The organism is Pseudomonas palleroniana, from assembly GCF_003031675.1.
GTDB classification, from domain to species: Bacteria; Pseudomonadota; Gammaproteobacteria; order Pseudomonadales; family Pseudomonadaceae; genus Aquipseudomonas; species Aquipseudomonas palleroniana.
Genome location: NZ_PYWX01000012.1, coordinates 96,508 through 111,083 on the forward strand (window position 1 = coordinate 96,508; position 14,576 = coordinate 111,083).

The 14,576-nt window shown below is 55.8% G+C and carries 13 protein-coding genes and 1 pseudogene; 7 read left to right on the forward strand and 7 right to left on the reverse strand.

Features of this window, described 5'->3' with window-relative positions:
* The first annotated feature begins 450 nt into the window (after positions 1 to 450).
* Both C9383_RS04625 and gabP read left to right on the forward strand, forming a co-directional pair.
* Positions 451 to 2,661: an nSTAND1 domain-containing NTPase gene (locus C9383_RS04625; protein ID WP_143038218.1), complete on the forward strand. Its 2,211-nt coding sequence runs from the start codon at positions 451 to 453 to the stop codon at positions 2,659 to 2,661.
* A 548-nt stretch (positions 2,662 to 3,209) separates the two neighbouring features.
* Positions 3,210 to 4,607, forward strand: coding sequence for a GABA permease (gene gabP, locus C9383_RS04630; RefSeq protein ID WP_090371813.1), 1,398 nt, complete (start codon positions 3,210 to 3,212; stop codon positions 4,605 to 4,607).
* Between the two features lie 87 nt (positions 4,608 to 4,694).
* Here gabP and C9383_RS04635 read toward each other — a convergent pair whose 3' ends face one another.
* Positions 4,695 to 5,261: a hypothetical protein gene (locus C9383_RS04635; RefSeq protein WP_090371811.1), complete on the reverse strand. Its 567-nt coding sequence runs from the start codon at positions 5,259 to 5,261 to the stop codon at positions 4,695 to 4,697.
* A 104-nt stretch (positions 5,262 to 5,365) separates the two neighbouring features.
* On the opposite strand from C9383_RS04635, the gene C9383_RS04640 reads away from it, so the two are divergent.
* Positions 5,366 to 5,929 (forward strand): NADPH-dependent F420 reductase, encoded by a 564-nt coding sequence (locus C9383_RS04640; protein WP_090371809.1) that lies wholly within the window; start codon positions 5,366 to 5,368, stop codon positions 5,927 to 5,929.
* Positions 5,930 to 5,998: 69 nt separating this feature from the next.
* On the opposite strand, the gene C9383_RS28585 is transcribed toward C9383_RS04640, so the two are convergent.
* The 3 genes and pseudogenes from C9383_RS28585 to C9383_RS04650 all read right to left on the reverse strand — a co-directional run bounded on the left by C9383_RS28585 (position 5,999) and on the right by C9383_RS04650 (position 8,416).
* Positions 5,999 to 6,436, reverse strand: coding sequence for a methyl-accepting chemotaxis protein (locus C9383_RS28585; RefSeq protein ID WP_240202621.1), 438 nt, complete (start codon positions 6,434 to 6,436; stop codon positions 5,999 to 6,001).
* Between the two features lie 99 nt (positions 6,437 to 6,535).
* Positions 6,536 to 7,378: pseudogene (locus C9383_RS28590) on the reverse strand (PAS domain-containing protein); the annotation flags it as partial.
* A gap of 132 nt (positions 7,379 to 7,510) precedes the next feature.
* Positions 7,511 to 8,416 carry an AraC family transcriptional regulator gene (locus C9383_RS04650; protein ID WP_090371806.1) on the reverse strand — a complete coding sequence of 302 codons (906 nt, stop codon included), beginning with the start codon at positions 8,414 to 8,416 and terminating at the stop codon, positions 7,511 to 7,513.
* A gap of 99 nt (positions 8,417 to 8,515) precedes the next feature.
* On the opposite strand from C9383_RS04650, the gene C9383_RS04655 reads away from it, so the two are divergent.
* Both C9383_RS04655 and C9383_RS04660 read left to right on the forward strand, forming a co-directional pair.
* Positions 8,516 to 9,253, forward strand: coding sequence for an SDR family oxidoreductase (locus tag C9383_RS04655; protein ID WP_090371804.1), 738 nt, complete (start codon positions 8,516 to 8,518; stop codon positions 9,251 to 9,253).
* Between the two features lie 148 nt (positions 9,254 to 9,401).
* Positions 9,402 to 10,253 (forward strand): LysR family transcriptional regulator, encoded by an 852-nt coding sequence (locus C9383_RS04660; protein WP_090371802.1) that lies wholly within the window; start codon positions 9,402 to 9,404, stop codon positions 10,251 to 10,253.
* 12 nt (positions 10,254 to 10,265) lie between these two features.
* Here C9383_RS04660 and C9383_RS04665 read toward each other — a convergent pair whose 3' ends face one another.
* A complete protein-coding gene (locus tag C9383_RS04665) occupies positions 10,266 to 11,720 on the reverse strand; it encodes an MFS transporter (RefSeq protein WP_090371799.1) in 1,455 nt (484 codons plus the stop codon).
* Between the two features lie 245 nt (positions 11,721 to 11,965).
* Here C9383_RS04665 and C9383_RS04670 point away from each other — a divergent pair, with 245 nt between their 5' ends.
* Positions 11,966 to 12,724, forward strand: coding sequence for an SDR family NAD(P)-dependent oxidoreductase (locus C9383_RS04670; RefSeq protein ID WP_090371797.1), 759 nt, complete (start codon positions 11,966 to 11,968; stop codon positions 12,722 to 12,724).
* Between the two features lie 200 nt (positions 12,725 to 12,924).
* Positions 12,925 to 13,506 (forward strand): DedA family protein, encoded by a 582-nt coding sequence (locus C9383_RS04675; protein WP_060755381.1) that lies wholly within the window; start codon positions 12,925 to 12,927, stop codon positions 13,504 to 13,506.
* 65 nt (positions 13,507 to 13,571) lie between these two features.
* Here the strand turns inward: C9383_RS04675 and C9383_RS04680 are convergent, their stop codons facing one another.
* Positions 13,572 to 14,021 carry a GNAT family N-acetyltransferase gene (locus tag C9383_RS04680; RefSeq protein WP_090371795.1) on the reverse strand — a complete coding sequence of 150 codons (450 nt, stop codon included), beginning with the start codon at positions 14,019 to 14,021 and terminating at the stop codon, positions 13,572 to 13,574.
* Between the two features lie 340 nt (positions 14,022 to 14,361).
* On the reverse strand, positions 14,362 to 14,576 hold a 215-nt coding region (locus tag C9383_RS04685), incomplete at its 5' end, for an integrase core domain-containing protein (RefSeq protein ID WP_146164703.1).

Sequence of the window (14,576 nt, forward strand, 5' to 3'; positions counted from 1 at the left end):
GCTTCATTATGCATATCTTTTGATGGCAGTTTGCCTGCAAACGTGGTCAGCACTAATATTTGCTGCTTGGCATGGATCATTCGAGCGCTGCGCGACATGAGGGCTGCTGAGGTTGCAGTAGCAGGTTTCGATAGGCCGTTTTCGGCCAAAAAAGGCCATTGGGAACTGGACGTCCCTCGCCCATCCCCGCACGATCTGGGATGAAACACTAATTCGAACCTTCTCTGGAAACCAAAATTATTTGAGAGATGCGACCAACCCTATTACCCCCGCTTATCCCTAAAAATATCGCCCTCTATCACCAAATCACGCATAGAAATGACATCAACATGCCATCATTCGTGTATTATGCAAAAATGAGGCTCCTTGGCACTGGAGCAGTTCGCAATATCTCCTCCTGATTAAATTCAAGTAGAGGTTATATAATTTTAATAAAGGATTTGGCTAACTGTGGCAATTCTATATAAAAATATTCTCGAGGCCTTTCAGCCAGCAAAAGAAATATCTGACCCAAATCGATTTTCTGGCCGAAAAAGCCAAGTTGAGAAAGGAGCGGAACTTTTACTATCTAATGACAATATATTTATTCATGGCAACAGAGGTATTGGAAAGTCCTCATTGGCGCGCCAGCTTTCCTTAATAGCCTCCGGGAATAATGAGTTACTTCGATCGATAGGTTCAGAGCTGGCAGATGAGAACTTCGATTATGTTATCTGTTTTTTAACCAGAGACTCGTCAATCACGAACATCAATCAATTATTATACAGATTGCTGATTGATGAAAATGCGCTGGCACAGTGGAATGAATTGCTTGATCTTAGGGAAGTCGGGACATATGACTTGGGAGATACTTTGAACCCGAAGCTTGTTTCTGACTTCTGGGGGCGAGTTGCGAAATGCGCGACTCTTTCTAGTAATGGCGTTGCTGTATTTATAGATGAATTTGAGCTAATAGATAACCACGCTGGCTTTGCCTCATTGATCAAGGCAAACCCCGGAAATTGTGTGTTTATTGTCACCGGAATCGGTCAAACGGAAAAAGAGCTCGTAAGAGACCATAAGTCAATAGAGCGTCAGCTAGACACAGGAAAGCTAGAAGTCCCCAACATGAGCGAGGATGAACTTCGGCTAATTGTAGCTAAGGCGCAAGAATATATCTCCAGCGAGATTGTGTTTGAAAAAACAGCTGTAGATCATTTGGTTCAGATTGTAAATGGTCACCCCTACCTGTTACACCTTGTTGGGAAGCATGCGCTGTCCCTGGCTTTTAAAAACAAAAAAAATCTTATTGACAAAGGTACTCTAGAGGAGGCTCTCCAGCATATAGCTAGCAGCCGAGCCGACAGATCTCTAGAAGATAGGTATTTAAAAGCGATAGGTAATTCACACCAACGAGAGACGGTATTGCGTATTTTTGCCTCTGTAGGTGAAGATGTTGTGCATACAACCATTGCTTATCCTCTTGCAGAAACGCAGGGTATATCCAATCCATCATACTGGGTAGCGGATCTGCAAAAAGAGTCTTCAGGATTTGAGTTGGTTAAAGTTGCTGAGCAATACTACAGGATTCAAGACCCATTATTTAGAGCCTACGTATCTGCGACCCCCCCTCGTCTAGCCAACACTGCAATCGGACTTAACGCCACAAAAGAAGAGCATGAGAAAAATTTCATGCTAATTCAAATTTCCGATATCCACTTCGGATCGAAGCATTACTTCTCTAGCATCCCTATTGCCAATGACAACATTCCAATGTCAGACAGGCCTAGCTTGGAAAAATACTTTATTGAATCGCTAAGCGCCACCTCAAATCGCGGAGACTTTCTTGCCGTTACTGGTGACGTAACACAAATGGCACTCACTGATGAGTTTGAATCAGCTGCAAAATGCATAACCGCAATTGGGAATGCACTAAACGATGGGGTTCGTCATTCAGGAAAAAACATAGCAATAATCCCGGGAAATCACGATGTCAACTGGAGCATCCAACAGGCCGACCCTAAAGCCCGATACTTAGGGTTTTCACCTTACATTCGATTTCGTAGCAGCTTCGGCTTGCATATTGACAATCAAGTAGAGCCAGAACGGCTGTACGAAATACATGACCTGATTGAAAAATGGAACATCGTGATCGTGGGCTTTAACTCGGCAGTCCTAGAGGGGCCAGATGATCACAGAGGTTACATTGGGGAAACGCAATTTAAAAATGCAATGCAAGAAATTAACGCACTTTGCTCCGAAAGAAAGCCATTAAAAATCGCCTTGCTACATCACCATTTATTACCCGTTAGTTCGCTTGAAACGAACCTTAAGAAACCTGACGAAGTACTCAGGGATGCAGCCTATATAAAGCACTCGCTAATTGAAAATGGGTTCAGCATTGCCCTGCACGGGCATAGGCACTTCGCCCACGAAGAACTGATTGATCAAAATGGTGATGGCGGCAATAAATTGCTCATAGTCGGTTGTGGAAGCACAGGTGTGGTAAACAGCGAGCGAGCCTCACAACCTCTGCAATACAATCGCTTAAGTGTCAGGCAGCAGCCTGACAATAACCTTACGGTAGTAACTGTAGCAAAGTATTTTTTTGATCCAGAAAGACGCCGCTGGCTTCAATCTGAAGATCACAAGCCTAAAACTTTCTCAATACCTACGAGCTAGTAAATAAGGACGGCATGCAGCTGGATCTTTAGGAAAAATTATTGCCCATTTCAATAAATTAACTAACCGGGTGCACGCATGATATTAATGCTGGCGAGGAGTCCCAGGGCTTACTCTGCCAGCAGCAAGTGACTGCTTTTGGCCGGAAGTGGCCGTTCATGAGCCTACGCTTTTGACCAACCCTTCCCAGCCATTACGAAGCTGAAATCGCTAAATAGCGCATTCTCAGTGAACAGCCTCATTAAAAGAACACTCAACAAACCACGATAATTATCCTCAGTCCTCTTGTGACCCAATGGTTCCAACCGTGAACACCCTCCTGACGTGTCGATATCAGACATGACCACGACGCAATCAGGCTACTCAGTCAGCGCACGGGCCAAGTACTGTGAAGTGTCTTTCCACCCAAACGACCACATCATGACGATGGGTCTGATAAGAACTGCGGCGGTTGTACGGGCCTCTTTCGGGAAGCTCACCAGGCAGCGATAGTCATCGTTAACTGACTCCACTCGCCAAATGTCGATCAGCAGAGAATAAAAAAACCAATGATCAGCCCGAACTCAATGGATTCGAGTAGCCAATTGGCGCAGGGCTTCAAGCCTCGTCATGTCACCATGTTGTCCATCGCCGGAATCATCGGCGCCGGTTTGTTCGTGGGCTCCGGCCATGCTATTGCGGCGGCGGGCCCGGCGGTGCTGCTGGCTTATCTCTTCTCGGGGCTGCTCGTGGTGCTGGTCATGCGCATGCTCGGCGAAATGGCGGTGGCCAATCCGGACACCGGCTCGTTTTCGACCTATGCCGACCAAGCCATCGGGCGCTGGGCCGGTTTCACCATTGGCTGGCTTTACTGGTGGTTCTGGGTTCTGGTGATTCCTATCGAAGCGTTGGCGGCCGGGCATGTGTTGAACCAATGGTTTGCGCAGGTCGATGCCTGGCTGTTCGCGTTGGGGTCGATCATAGCGCTGGTGGTGACCAACCTGTTCAGCGTGTCCAAGTATGGTGAGTTCGAGTTCTGGTTCGCCATGGCCAAGGTGGTGGCGATCATCGGGTTTATCGGTGTCGGTTTTGCGGTGTTGATGGGCTGGGTGCCCGATCATGAGGTCAGTGGGCTGAGCGGCCTGATGGCCGAGCACGGCGGGTTCGCGCCCAATGGCCTGTCGGCGGTGGTCGGCGCTTTCATCACCATCATGTTCAGCTTTATCGGCACAGAAGCGGTGACCATCGCGGCAGCCGAATCGAATAACCCGGCGCAGAATATCGCCAAGGCCACGCGCTCGGTGATCTGGCGTATCGGCGTGTTTTACCTGCTCTCGATCTTTGTGGTCATCTCCGTAGTGCCCTGGAATGACCCGCTGCTGGACTCGGTAGGTTCTTATCAGCGCGCCCTGGAAATCATGAACATCCCCCATGCCAAGTTCATAGTCGACGTCGTCGTGCTGATTGCCGTGGCCAGTTGCATGAACTCCTCGATCTACATCGCCTCGCGCATGTTGTACTCGCTGGGGCGTCGCGGTGATGCGCCCAAGGTCCTGAAGGCGACTTCTGCGGCAGGCGTGCCGCGTGCAGCGGTGATTGCCAGCACCGTGCTCGGTGCGTCGATCACCGTGTGGAGCTACTTCATGCCTGCCGGACTGTTCGAGTTCCTGCTGGCCAGTTCCGGCGCGATTGCCTTGCTGGTATACCTGGCGATTGCGGTCTCGCAGTTGCGTATGCGCCGTCTATTACGTCAGCGCAATGTCGAGCTGACGTTCCGCATGTGGCTGTTTCCATGGCTGACGTGGCTGGTCATTGTATTCATCTGCGCAGCGCTGGCGGTGATGATGTTCACCCCGGAGCACCGTACCGAAGTCACCACCACCATTGGCTTGGCCCTGGCGATTTCTTTTATCGGCTTGATGACGTCGCGTCACCCTGCGCCGACGGCCAGGGTTGCGTCAGTATAAACGGGGGGCAGAGCACCATTATTTGTGGTCTAAGAAAATCTGGGTCCACAATACAAGGTGCCCGGCTGGAGGATAATTTCCTGTGTACTAACTTTTTTCCCTACAGAAATAAGCTCTTGAGAAATTAGCCAGGCACCAGTAAGTCAGCGCAAGCCCATAACCCAAAAGCATAGACATCCCGGAGGAATAGATCACTTGAATGAGTTTTGACTCATAGATGCAGAGTTTCGTGCAATTCGGCTCTGCCGGAAACGTAATATTAAAGAAAAATAGTCCAACGCAAATCATCACCAATCCCGGTAATGCTTTCAGGTTCCGCCGCCACCCGGTAAGCGAGTCGACATACATTTTCCTATAGGGTTTCCATCGTGCGATAAGAAAGGCGTAATAAAAACTAAATATCCAAGCCAGTAAAAATATTAATTGTGTCGCCTGAGGGAATGACGATTTTTCGGCCCAAACGTTTATCGATGAGATATTGGCTCCGGCGAGCGCGGCGAACTCCGCTACCCATTGAACCCCCAAAATGTCCTCACTGTACCCTCCAAAAACTATTACAGACGTGAACAATAATGGAAGCCAAACCATCCACCTCCGATAAAAAGCATCGCCAGCAATTTCCTGCACAAGCTTCGAAGTTGAAAGATTACGCATATGCCCTCCTTGGCACCGTCTTGTTAACGTTCTCGATCATCGCGTAGGTATTTGTTCTTTCAATTGAGTGTCTCTCCCGCGCCCGCTAAACCACCGCATCACGCTTGGCAAAAATACGCGCCATTTGCGCCGCATTCTCAGTTCCCCAAGTGCACAGCGGCACAATCGCCTCAGCCAGGCTGACACTGGCGGCCGCGATCGGGCCAGGGGGCATTCCTGCGACGTTGGCGCAAGCCCTCCAGGCGGACTGGGTCTTTTTGGCCGTGCGTTTTGAGTCTCACCCGGGGGTCGCGAAGGCACTGCCGAGCTGGCAAGGCAAGACCGTCATCGATGTGACCAACGCCTACGGCGTACCACCCGAAGAGCTGGGAGGGCAGCCTTCTTCCAAAGTTGTCGCTCAAGCCTTCACCGGAGCCAGACTGGTCAAGGGCTTCAACCATTTGGCTGCCGGCGTCCTAGGTCAAGACCCGGCCATACAGGGCGGCAGGCGCGTCGTGTTCCTGGCGAGCGACGATGAGCAGGGTTTGGCCGAAGTCGCCGCGCTTGCGCAAAACCTTGGTTTCTCGCCGATCAAGCTTGGCGGGCTATCGGAAGGTGGGCTACTCGTGCAGGCGCTTGGAAATAGCTGGGGCCAGCTGATTTTCAAGGACTTGCTCAAGTTCGACTGAGGCGACCCGGCCTCGTGGGCCAAGGGCCGTCCCTGCCTGAGCGAGGTCGCCTGCGGCCCACCTCGCTCGCTAAGCCAACTGCGTCGCAAACCGGCCCACCGCATCGACCACTTGCTTGGCTCCGTCCTGAATTTCAACAATCACCTGGCCTGCCTGTGTGGCCAGTTCAAGACCTTGCTCAGCCTGGTTCTTGCTGTTTGCCATCTCCGCGACGGTCTCATCCACCAGCTTCTGGTTTTGCAAGACGACCGAGGCGATTTCTTCCGTGGCCGTGCTGGTGCGTCCAGCCAGTTGGCGAACTTCATCTGCCACTACCGCAAAACCTCGCCCTTGCTCACCTGCGCGAGCCGCTTCAATCGCAGCATTCAACGCCAGAAGATTGGTTTGCTGGGCGATGCTGCTGATCGTCTGGATAATCGAGCTGATCAACAGTGACTGTTTGCCAAGCGCTTCGACTCCCCCGGACGCAGCCTGCATATCAACGGCGATTTTACGCATGGTGTGCATCGTGTCGTTGACCACGACGGCGCCGCGTTGAGCGCTGACATCCGTTTGCTGAGATATTTCAAATGCAGTCTGGGCCGCTCCACTGACTTCCTCTTCACGGGCAACCTGATCGGTCACCACCGTGGCAAATTTCACCACTTTGCAAAGGTTGCCTTCGGTGTCGTAAACCGGGTTGTAGGTGGCTTCCAACCATACGGTTTGGCCGTGACTGTCTAAACGTTCAAACCGGCCGGCCACAAATTCACCCCGGTTCAACGTTGACCAGAAATCCTTGTAGGCCTGGGACGAAGTTTCCTCTGGTTTACAGAAAATACGATGATGGCTGCCTTTTGCTTGTGCCAGGCTGTAGCCCATCGCCTGTAGAAACCGCTCATTGGCCGTCAGCACATGCCCGGAAAGATCGAACTCGATCACCGCCGTCGAGCGAAGCAATGCCTCAATGAAAGAGGCGTTTTCCGAGGCTTTTTCTACGCGGGAGGTAATGTTCGTGGCGTAGCACGTGATGTGGCTCAACTGGCCGCTCTCATCCGTGATGGGCTGCCAATGGGCATGAATCCACACTAACGAGCCATCGGCATGCAGGTACCGGTACTCATCGGTGATGGACTTGCCTGCGGCCACTGCCGCGCGAAAGTTATGAAAGCATGGCAGCTTGGAAACGTACTGCGGCACGATCTCGGCCATGGGGCGGCCTGTCAGCCGGTCCGGGGTATAGCCCAACGCATTGGCAAAATTTTCGTTGCAGGCCGTAATTTTGAAGGTGGAATCGATACTTAGCCTCAGCATTTCACGGTTCAAACCATCGCGCAGTTGGCGCAGCTCCGACAGCTCGCTTGCCTGCGCTTCAAGCTGCTTCTTGAACTTGTTGTTGAACATGGGAAACCGCCTCTTGAGTGATACCAATCCTATCGGCCTATCAAGGTGCATATTGAGGCCATCCATGGGAAAAACGGATTCAGATGAACATAGCGTAGTTGAGCAAAATTTTTGTGAAAGTCCGAAATTGCGTAAGCCGATCCCCCTTGTCCTTAGCGTGACGAGAAACAGCTGCCAGGCCACTATTGTTTCCGGGGATCATTCAGCGATGACTGCTTGCCAATAGCGTCCAGGCGTAATGCCCGTATAGCGTGTAAAGGCAACACTGAAGGCGCTCACGGAGCTGTAGCCGACCCGTTGCGCGATTTCGGCAATGCTGTCGTCTCGTGTACGCAGCAGGTTTTTGGCCAGGGCCATTCGCCATGTCAGCAGATAGGTCATGGGGGCCATGCCCATCGCTTGTTTGAAGCGCTCGAAGAAGGTGGAGCGGGAGAGGGCCGCTTCTCGGGCCAGTTGCACCACTGTCCATGGCTGGTTCGGGCGCTCATGAATTTGGCGTATTGCCACCGCCAGACGTTCGTCTGCGAGCCCGCGCAACAGGCCGGCGGGTGCGGTTTCGGTGGCGGTAGAGCGCAGGGCTTCGATGAACAGCACTTCAAGCAGGTGTGCCAGGATGGCATCCCGCCCCGGGCGCTGCCCACGCGCTTCCTCGGTGAGCAGTTCCACCAGCACGGTCAGTCGGCGTTCGCCGCGAACATGGATCAGTTGGGGCAGCAGGGTTATCAGTAACTCAGCGTCCGGCGAGCCGAAGGTGCAGTGGCCTACCAGTAATTGAACGTCGGCCGCAATATCGGGTGTACCCACCAGGATGTGCCGCGGCCGCAACTCTACAGGCACGGTATCGGCGTCTTCGGCGGCCAGCGGCTCGACACTCATCATCGTGAAGTCGTAGGCGGCCGGGATCAGCACAAAGTCACCGGCTTGCAAACTCAGGGGCGGATTCCCGGCCACTGAAAGCCTGCAACCCCCTTCGAGAATCGCGCAGTAAAAGGGTTGCCCGTACACCGAGCGTCGAACGCGCCAGGCGCCGGCACCGGTGACGACCTTGGATAGCGAGGCACCGGGTTGCAGCAGGGTGACGACTTCGGTGAGCGGGTCGAACATCTCGGACTCCTGCGAAAGATTCGCGGACTGGCGATGATATTAAGTCCGACCACGACAGCCTATCGTTGCAGTCCTGTCAATCAACGAATGGAAACTTCCATGAAGACTGTGCTGATTACCGGCTGCTCCTCCGGCTTTGGTCTGGCCACCGCGCAATATTTTCTCGAGCGTGACTGGAAGGTCATTGCGACGATGCGCAACCCGAACGAAAAACTCTTGAAGGCCTCCGAGCATTTGCGCGTGCTGCCCCTGGACGTCACAGACCCCGACAGCATTCAACAGGTCGTAGAGGCTGCCGGCCCCATCGATGTGCTGGTCAACAATGCCGGCATCGGTTTGCTCGGGGCCCTTGAAGGCATCTCGATGCAAGCGATTCGTGGCATTTTTGAAACCAACACCTTTGGCACCATGGCGATGACTCAAGCAGTGCTACCGCAGTTTCGCCAGCGTAAGTCCGGGGTTGTGGTCAATGTCACCTCAAGCGTCACGATGAAGTCGTTACCCCTGCTAAGCGTGTATACCGCCAGCAAGGCTGCGGTGAATGCCTTCACCGAGTCTCTCGCGCTGGAGCTTGAACCGTTCAATGTTCGGATGAGCCTGGTGCTGCCGGGGCGGGCTCCTACGACAGACTTCGGTAAAAATGCGCAACCACGAATGCAAGGAAGCATCCCAGAGGCTTACTCCGATCTGGCGCAGCGGGTGTTTACCGAGTGGTCGCAATCCACTGTCGTCACTGAGGCCCAAGACGTCGCCGAAGCGATATGGCGTGCAGCGAACGACCCCACCTCACCGATGCGCATTGCTGCTGGAGCTGATGCCATTGCGCTGGAGCGTTAGCGCAGGCCCTCTGCATAGGATTGAAAAAACCGAGGTGCATGTTCAAGCCCCTGCTGCGGTTAATGGCTTCAAGGTTTGAGGCCCGGGGGATTGCCGCGAGATAGCCATTGTTGCAACCTCATCGTTCATTTTAGTGTGGGGGTGAGACATGGACTGGAGTGACCTGCGGATCTTCCTGGCGATTGCCCGCAGCGGCTCGCTGGGTGGCGCCGCCAGGCAGTTGGGGGTCAGTCACCCGACGGTCGGGCGGCGCTTGCAGGTGCTTGAGCAAACTTGTGGGCAAGCGCTTTTCCTGCGCACGGCCCAAGGGCTGGTGCTGACGGACAGTGGCGAGAAGATCCTCAGTCTGGCCCAGGACATGGAGCACAGCGCCCTGGCGATCGAGCGTCGGCTGGCGGGGCAGGGCGATCAACCGGAAGGCTTGTTGCGCATATCCTCCGCCGACTGGTTCGCCTGCCATGTGTTGTCGCCGGTCCTGAGCGAACTGGTGCAGCGGTATCCGTTGATCGTTCCCGAAGTGATCGCCGGGCATCGGCTGTTCGACCTTGCCCGCCGGGATGCCGACATTGCCTTCCGGATCGTGCCCTTCACCGAACCCGACATCGTCCATCGCAAGCTGACAACCTTGCCGTACGGGCTTTATGCCGCCTTGCAGGCCCCGGCGCCGCATCCGGACGGCGAGGGCCTGGGCCTGATCCTTATGAACGTCGCCCAGGCCCATTACCCGGACGTGCAATGGCTGCAGCAACGCTATCCGCTGGCTCACACCGTGTTCACCAGCAGCAGCCGCACGGTTCAGGCGCAGATGTGCGCCAGCGGGCTTGGCGTTGCCGTATTGCCCCGCGTGCTCGGCGATTCGGTGCCGGGGCTGCGCCTGCTGGACGAAGACCAGCCACCGCCGGGGCGGGACATCTGGATGGGGTATCACCAGGACATGCGCCAGATGGACCGGCTACGCGCGCTGGCCGACCTGGCGTCCAGCATGATCGGCGCGGGCTAGCGCCGAAGCGTCTCAGCTCGAACCAACAGCCGACGCCTGCGGGCTCTGCGCTGGCTGGCGTGCCAACGTCAGGCTCAGCGCAGCCCCCACGGCCAGGCAGGCGGCGATGCACAGCACCGAGACCGTGAAGGCGTGGGTGATGCTGGCCGCCGTTGCCGGTTCCCCCAGCAAGGTATAAAAAATGCCGCCGATCAGGGCGACGCTCAGCGATGTACTGATTTGCAACGTGGCACTGGTGATGCCGGCAATCATCCCGGCATACACCGGCGCGACCCGGCCGGTGACCATGCGCATCAACGTCGGCAGGGCCAGCCCTTGGCCCAGGCCGATCAAGAACAGGATGGCCGCCAGGGACGTGAAGGGCGGGGCGAGGGTGATCGGCGTCACTGACATGAGCCAGCCCAGCCATAGTAGTCCGAATACTTCCAGGCCCATGCCTACGGGGTTCACATAGTCGCCGAGTACGCGCCTGAGTAGCGGCACCGACAGGGGGCCGAGCAGGAAGCCTGCGCCGAACGGCAGGAAGATCAGGCCGGCATGCAGTGCGCTCATTTGCAATGCGCCTTGCAGGTACATCGAAAACATCAGGAAAAATACACCGATTGAGTAGAAGCACAACGCGACCAGTAAGGCGCGGCCCAGGCCCGGCGCCTTGAGTGCGGCGGGCGCGAGGATGGGGTTCCCGCCAGCGAGGTGCAAGCGGGTCTCGTATCGCCAGAACAACACCGCCAGCACTGCGCAAGCGACGAGCGACAGCCAGGCCCACAACGGCCATCCCGCTTCGCGGCCTTCAATCAAGGGCACGACCAGGGCGGTCAGGGTCAGCATCGACAACGCCGTGCCTACCAGGTCCAGCTTGCTCGCGTGCAGCGCTCGGGTTTCTTTGAGCACCGGCATGCCGAATGCAATGACCAGCAACGCGATCGGCAGGTTGACCAGGAATATCGCACGCCACCCCATGCCCCACAGGTCGACCGCAATCAAGACGCCGCCCAGCGCCTGACCGATGACCGACGCCAGACCGAACACGGCCCCATACAGACTCAATGCCAAGGGTCTTTGTGACGCCGGGAAAATCGCCTGCACCGATGCGAGCGCCTGAGGCGCCATCACGGCAGCGGTCACGCCCTGCAAGGCTCGCCCAAGGATCAGGAGCCAGGGCGAAGCTGCCAGGCCGCACATCAGCGACGCGGCGGCGAAGCCCAGCAGGCCGAGGAAGAACATCCGCCCGCGACCGTACAAGTCGCCGAGCCGCCCGCCGGTAATCAGCGTCACGGCATAGAGCGTCGCATAGGAAGAGATCACCAGTTGCTCGGCGGAAGACCCTGTACCCAGGTCCTCCTGTATCGAGGGCAGTGCGACGTTAACGATAAAAAAATCCAGCGGTGGCAAAAACGCACCGACGAGCAAGATAGCGAACATCAACCAGCGCCGCGGCTCGGGCACTTGGATTTCGATTGGGGACATGACAGGCATCCTGTGTGGAAACTCAGGTTTGACGATGAGTAAAACGCCGGGCTCGGTGCGCGCAGGTTTCTCGCCCGCTCGCGCCGAGCCGATGGATGCCAATTTAGGCGATCACTCTGGGGCTTTCGCCTTACAAAACTGCACGGCCATTGTTCATTCGTGTCAGTGCCGCTTTGCTGCGACGAGCCTCACCATAGACAAGGTCGTTTCACGCGACTTCGTTATCAATGACGCAGGAGTCAGACATGTCAGGTAAATTCAGAGAGCAGGTTGCCGTCGTGACCGGCGGGTCCACGGGGATCGGATTTTCCATTGCGCAAGCCTTGATCGCCGAGGGCGCCAAGCGCGTTTACATCACTGGACGGACAGCGGACACGCTGGAGGCGGCGGTTGCCAGACTCGGCGACAAAGCTGTCGCGGTGGTTTCCGACGTCTCGCGCCAGCCGGATCTGGATGCACTCAAGACGACAATTGAAACACGGGATGACCGGCTGGACGCCGTGTTCGCAAATGCCGGGATCTGTGAGAAAAATCCGCTCGGAGAGACCAGTGAGGCCGCTTACTACGCACTGTTCGACGTGAACGTCAAAGGCGTTTTTTTCAGTGTTCAAACGCTTCTTCCGTTAATGAAAGACGCTTCGTCCATCGTCTTGACCGCTTCGATCTGTTCCAGCAACGGCATGGAAGGGCTGAGCCTGTACAACGCTTCCAAGGCCGCGGTGCGATCGTTTGCACGCACATGGGCCAATGAACTCAAGCACCGCAAAATCCGTGCGAATGTGTTGAGCCCCGGCTTTACCCGTACACCGCTGATGGACAACGGACTGAAAATGAGCGACATCGACATCGCTGCACTGCGCCAGTACGTCGAACAAATCACACCATTGGGCTACATGGCGCAACCTGAAGAAATCGCCAGTGCGGCACTGTTTTTGGCCTCCGACGACGCCAGATACGTGAACGGCGTGGAGTTGATGGTCGACGGTGGTTTGTCGCAAATCTGAAGTCTCATCGAACCTCATACGAACCTACTCAGGAGCGGGGACTGGCGTCGGCGCGCACCACCAGCCAGATCCCTGGGGCGCGCGCGATGCAGAAATCGTTTCAACTGCAGGTAACGGAACTTGCTGTGATTGCCACCGAACTAACGTAGCTGGATATTCATGAACAACCGGACGTGCTCGCATTCCGCAAGAGAGATCGCATGCTCGAACATCTAGACCTCAATGCGCTGATAGCCGTCTACGGCTACTGGGTCATTTTTATCGGCTGCCTGCTGGAAGGCGAAACCGTTCTGATCCTCGGTGGAATGGCTGCCCATCAGGGCACCTTGCAAACGCTGCATGTGATCGGTTGGGCCACGCTGGGCGGCCTATTGGGTGATCAGTTGCTGTTCTGGACCGGGCGTTATTCCGGTGAGCGCTTGCTGCCGAAACTCAAGCGACATCGCTCTGCAATCGAACGGGTCGAGGGCCTGATCCACCGCCACCCCATGACGTCTGTATTCGCCGTACGCTTTCTCTACGGAATGCGCCTAGTAGGCCCCATGGTGATAGGCGCAAGCGGTCTGGCCCCCTGGCGCTTCGCGCTGATCAATGTGCTGAGTGCGGCGATCTGGGCAACCCTGTTCGTTGGCGCCGGATATTGGGCCGGTGAGGCGTTACAGCATTTGCTGGGTGATCTGAAACCGTATCGCCTGCCGATCTTTCTCGGGGTGTTGGCACTCGTCGCCCTCACGGCGGTAGTGCGGCATTGGCGTCGTCGAGCCAAGGCTTCGCAACGCTGAGGCGGAAAATAAATCCGTCCCTTTTTGGGTAGTGAGCGGCAGCTACTGGTACTGAAAGCAGGCTCTCAAGCAGTCAGCTGCTTTTCCATCGGCTGATAGACCAGCCCGGCAAACTCGCCTACGTCCCCCGCCAACGTAAAACCGTAACGTTCATAAGCGGCCACCGAGGACAACGACGCCCTCACCGTCACCACATTGGTCCTGGCCTGCTCCAGCGCCGCGTTCACGAGGCGCCTGCCAACGCCACGGCGCTGCAAGCCCGGTGTAACGAACAGCATCGTCACATGTCGCCCTTCCTTGAGCTCGATCAGCCCGGTCAAGCGTCCCTCTGCGACACAAACCAGCATCAGGTTGTCACCCACCATTCGTTCGGCAAACGCCTGCTGTGCGGCCACCTTGACGAAGGTTTCCACGCCCTGCGCCGACAGCGAGGGCGCAACCGCGAGCATGAACGCCTCCAGGCACAGGGCGCTGGCGCCGGGTAAGTCATCGTGAGTCATCTCGCGTATCTGCATGGTCGTCGTCCGTGATTTGAGGGGGTGTTTATAACAGAACGTCCAGACTTGTGGTGCTTGCTCCCGATGGCGGCCTGTCAGTCAGCTTATTTGTGACTGATGCCCCGCTATCGGGAGCGAGCCCCCTCCCACAGGGTTATGCGATGTGCAGGGCGCCAGCGCTTGATAATGCAGGTCACTCATGCGGCACAAGTGGAATGAGGGTTGGCTTGCCTGCACACAACTTTGTGGGAGGGGGCTTGCTCCCGATGGCGGCCTGTCAGTCAGCTTATTTGTGACTGATGCCCCGCTATCGGGAGCAAGCTGAACTGGTCAAGTAATCTTGGACACTGATTACGGTTCACGCCGCCAACCTTTCCTTCACGACCGGCGATCTGTAGTCGTTATAGCTGTGAGGCCTACTGATGTTGTAGCGCGAGACATAGCGCTGCACATCTGCCCGGGCCTCATGCTCCAGTTTGTAGCCCGTTTCAGGCACCCACTCGGACTTCAAACTACCAAAGAAACGCTCCATCGGGGCATTGTCCCAGCACTCGCCTTTACGGCTCATACTTT

What these genes read in the sequence shown, in the direction of transcription:
- C9383_RS04680 (WP_090371795.1), bottom strand. Translation starts at nt 14,021, where the DNA reads ATGCAGATACGCGAGATGACTCACGATGACTTACCCGGCGCCAGCGCC.
- C9383_RS04650 (WP_090371806.1), bottom strand. Translation starts at nt 8,416, where the DNA reads ATGTTCGACCCGCTCACCGAAGTCGTCACCCTGCTGCAACCCGGTGCC.
- C9383_RS04670 (WP_090371797.1), top strand. Translation starts at nt 11,966, where the DNA reads ATGTCAGGTAAATTCAGAGAGCAGGTTGCCGTCGTGACCGGCGGGTCC.
- C9383_RS04635 (WP_090371811.1), bottom strand. Translation starts at nt 5,261, where the DNA reads ATGCGTAATCTTTCAACTTCGAAGCTTGTGCAGGAAATTGCTGGCGAT.
- C9383_RS28585 (WP_240202621.1), bottom strand. Translation starts at nt 6,436, where the DNA reads ATGCACACCATGCGTAAAATCGCCGTTGATATGCAGGCTGCGTCCGGG.
- gabP (WP_090371813.1), top strand. Translation starts at nt 3,210, where the DNA reads ATGATCAGCCCGAACTCAATGGATTCGAGTAGCCAATTGGCGCAGGGC.
- C9383_RS04665 (WP_090371799.1), bottom strand. Translation starts at nt 11,720, where the DNA reads ATGTCCCCAATCGAAATCCAAGTGCCCGAGCCGCGGCGCTGGTTGATG.
- C9383_RS04675 (WP_060755381.1), top strand. Translation starts at nt 12,925, where the DNA reads ATGCTCGAACATCTAGACCTCAATGCGCTGATAGCCGTCTACGGCTAC.
- C9383_RS04660 (WP_090371802.1), top strand. Translation starts at nt 9,402, where the DNA reads ATGGACTGGAGTGACCTGCGGATCTTCCTGGCGATTGCCCGCAGCGGC.
- C9383_RS04655 (WP_090371804.1), top strand. Translation starts at nt 8,516, where the DNA reads ATGAAGACTGTGCTGATTACCGGCTGCTCCTCCGGCTTTGGTCTGGCC.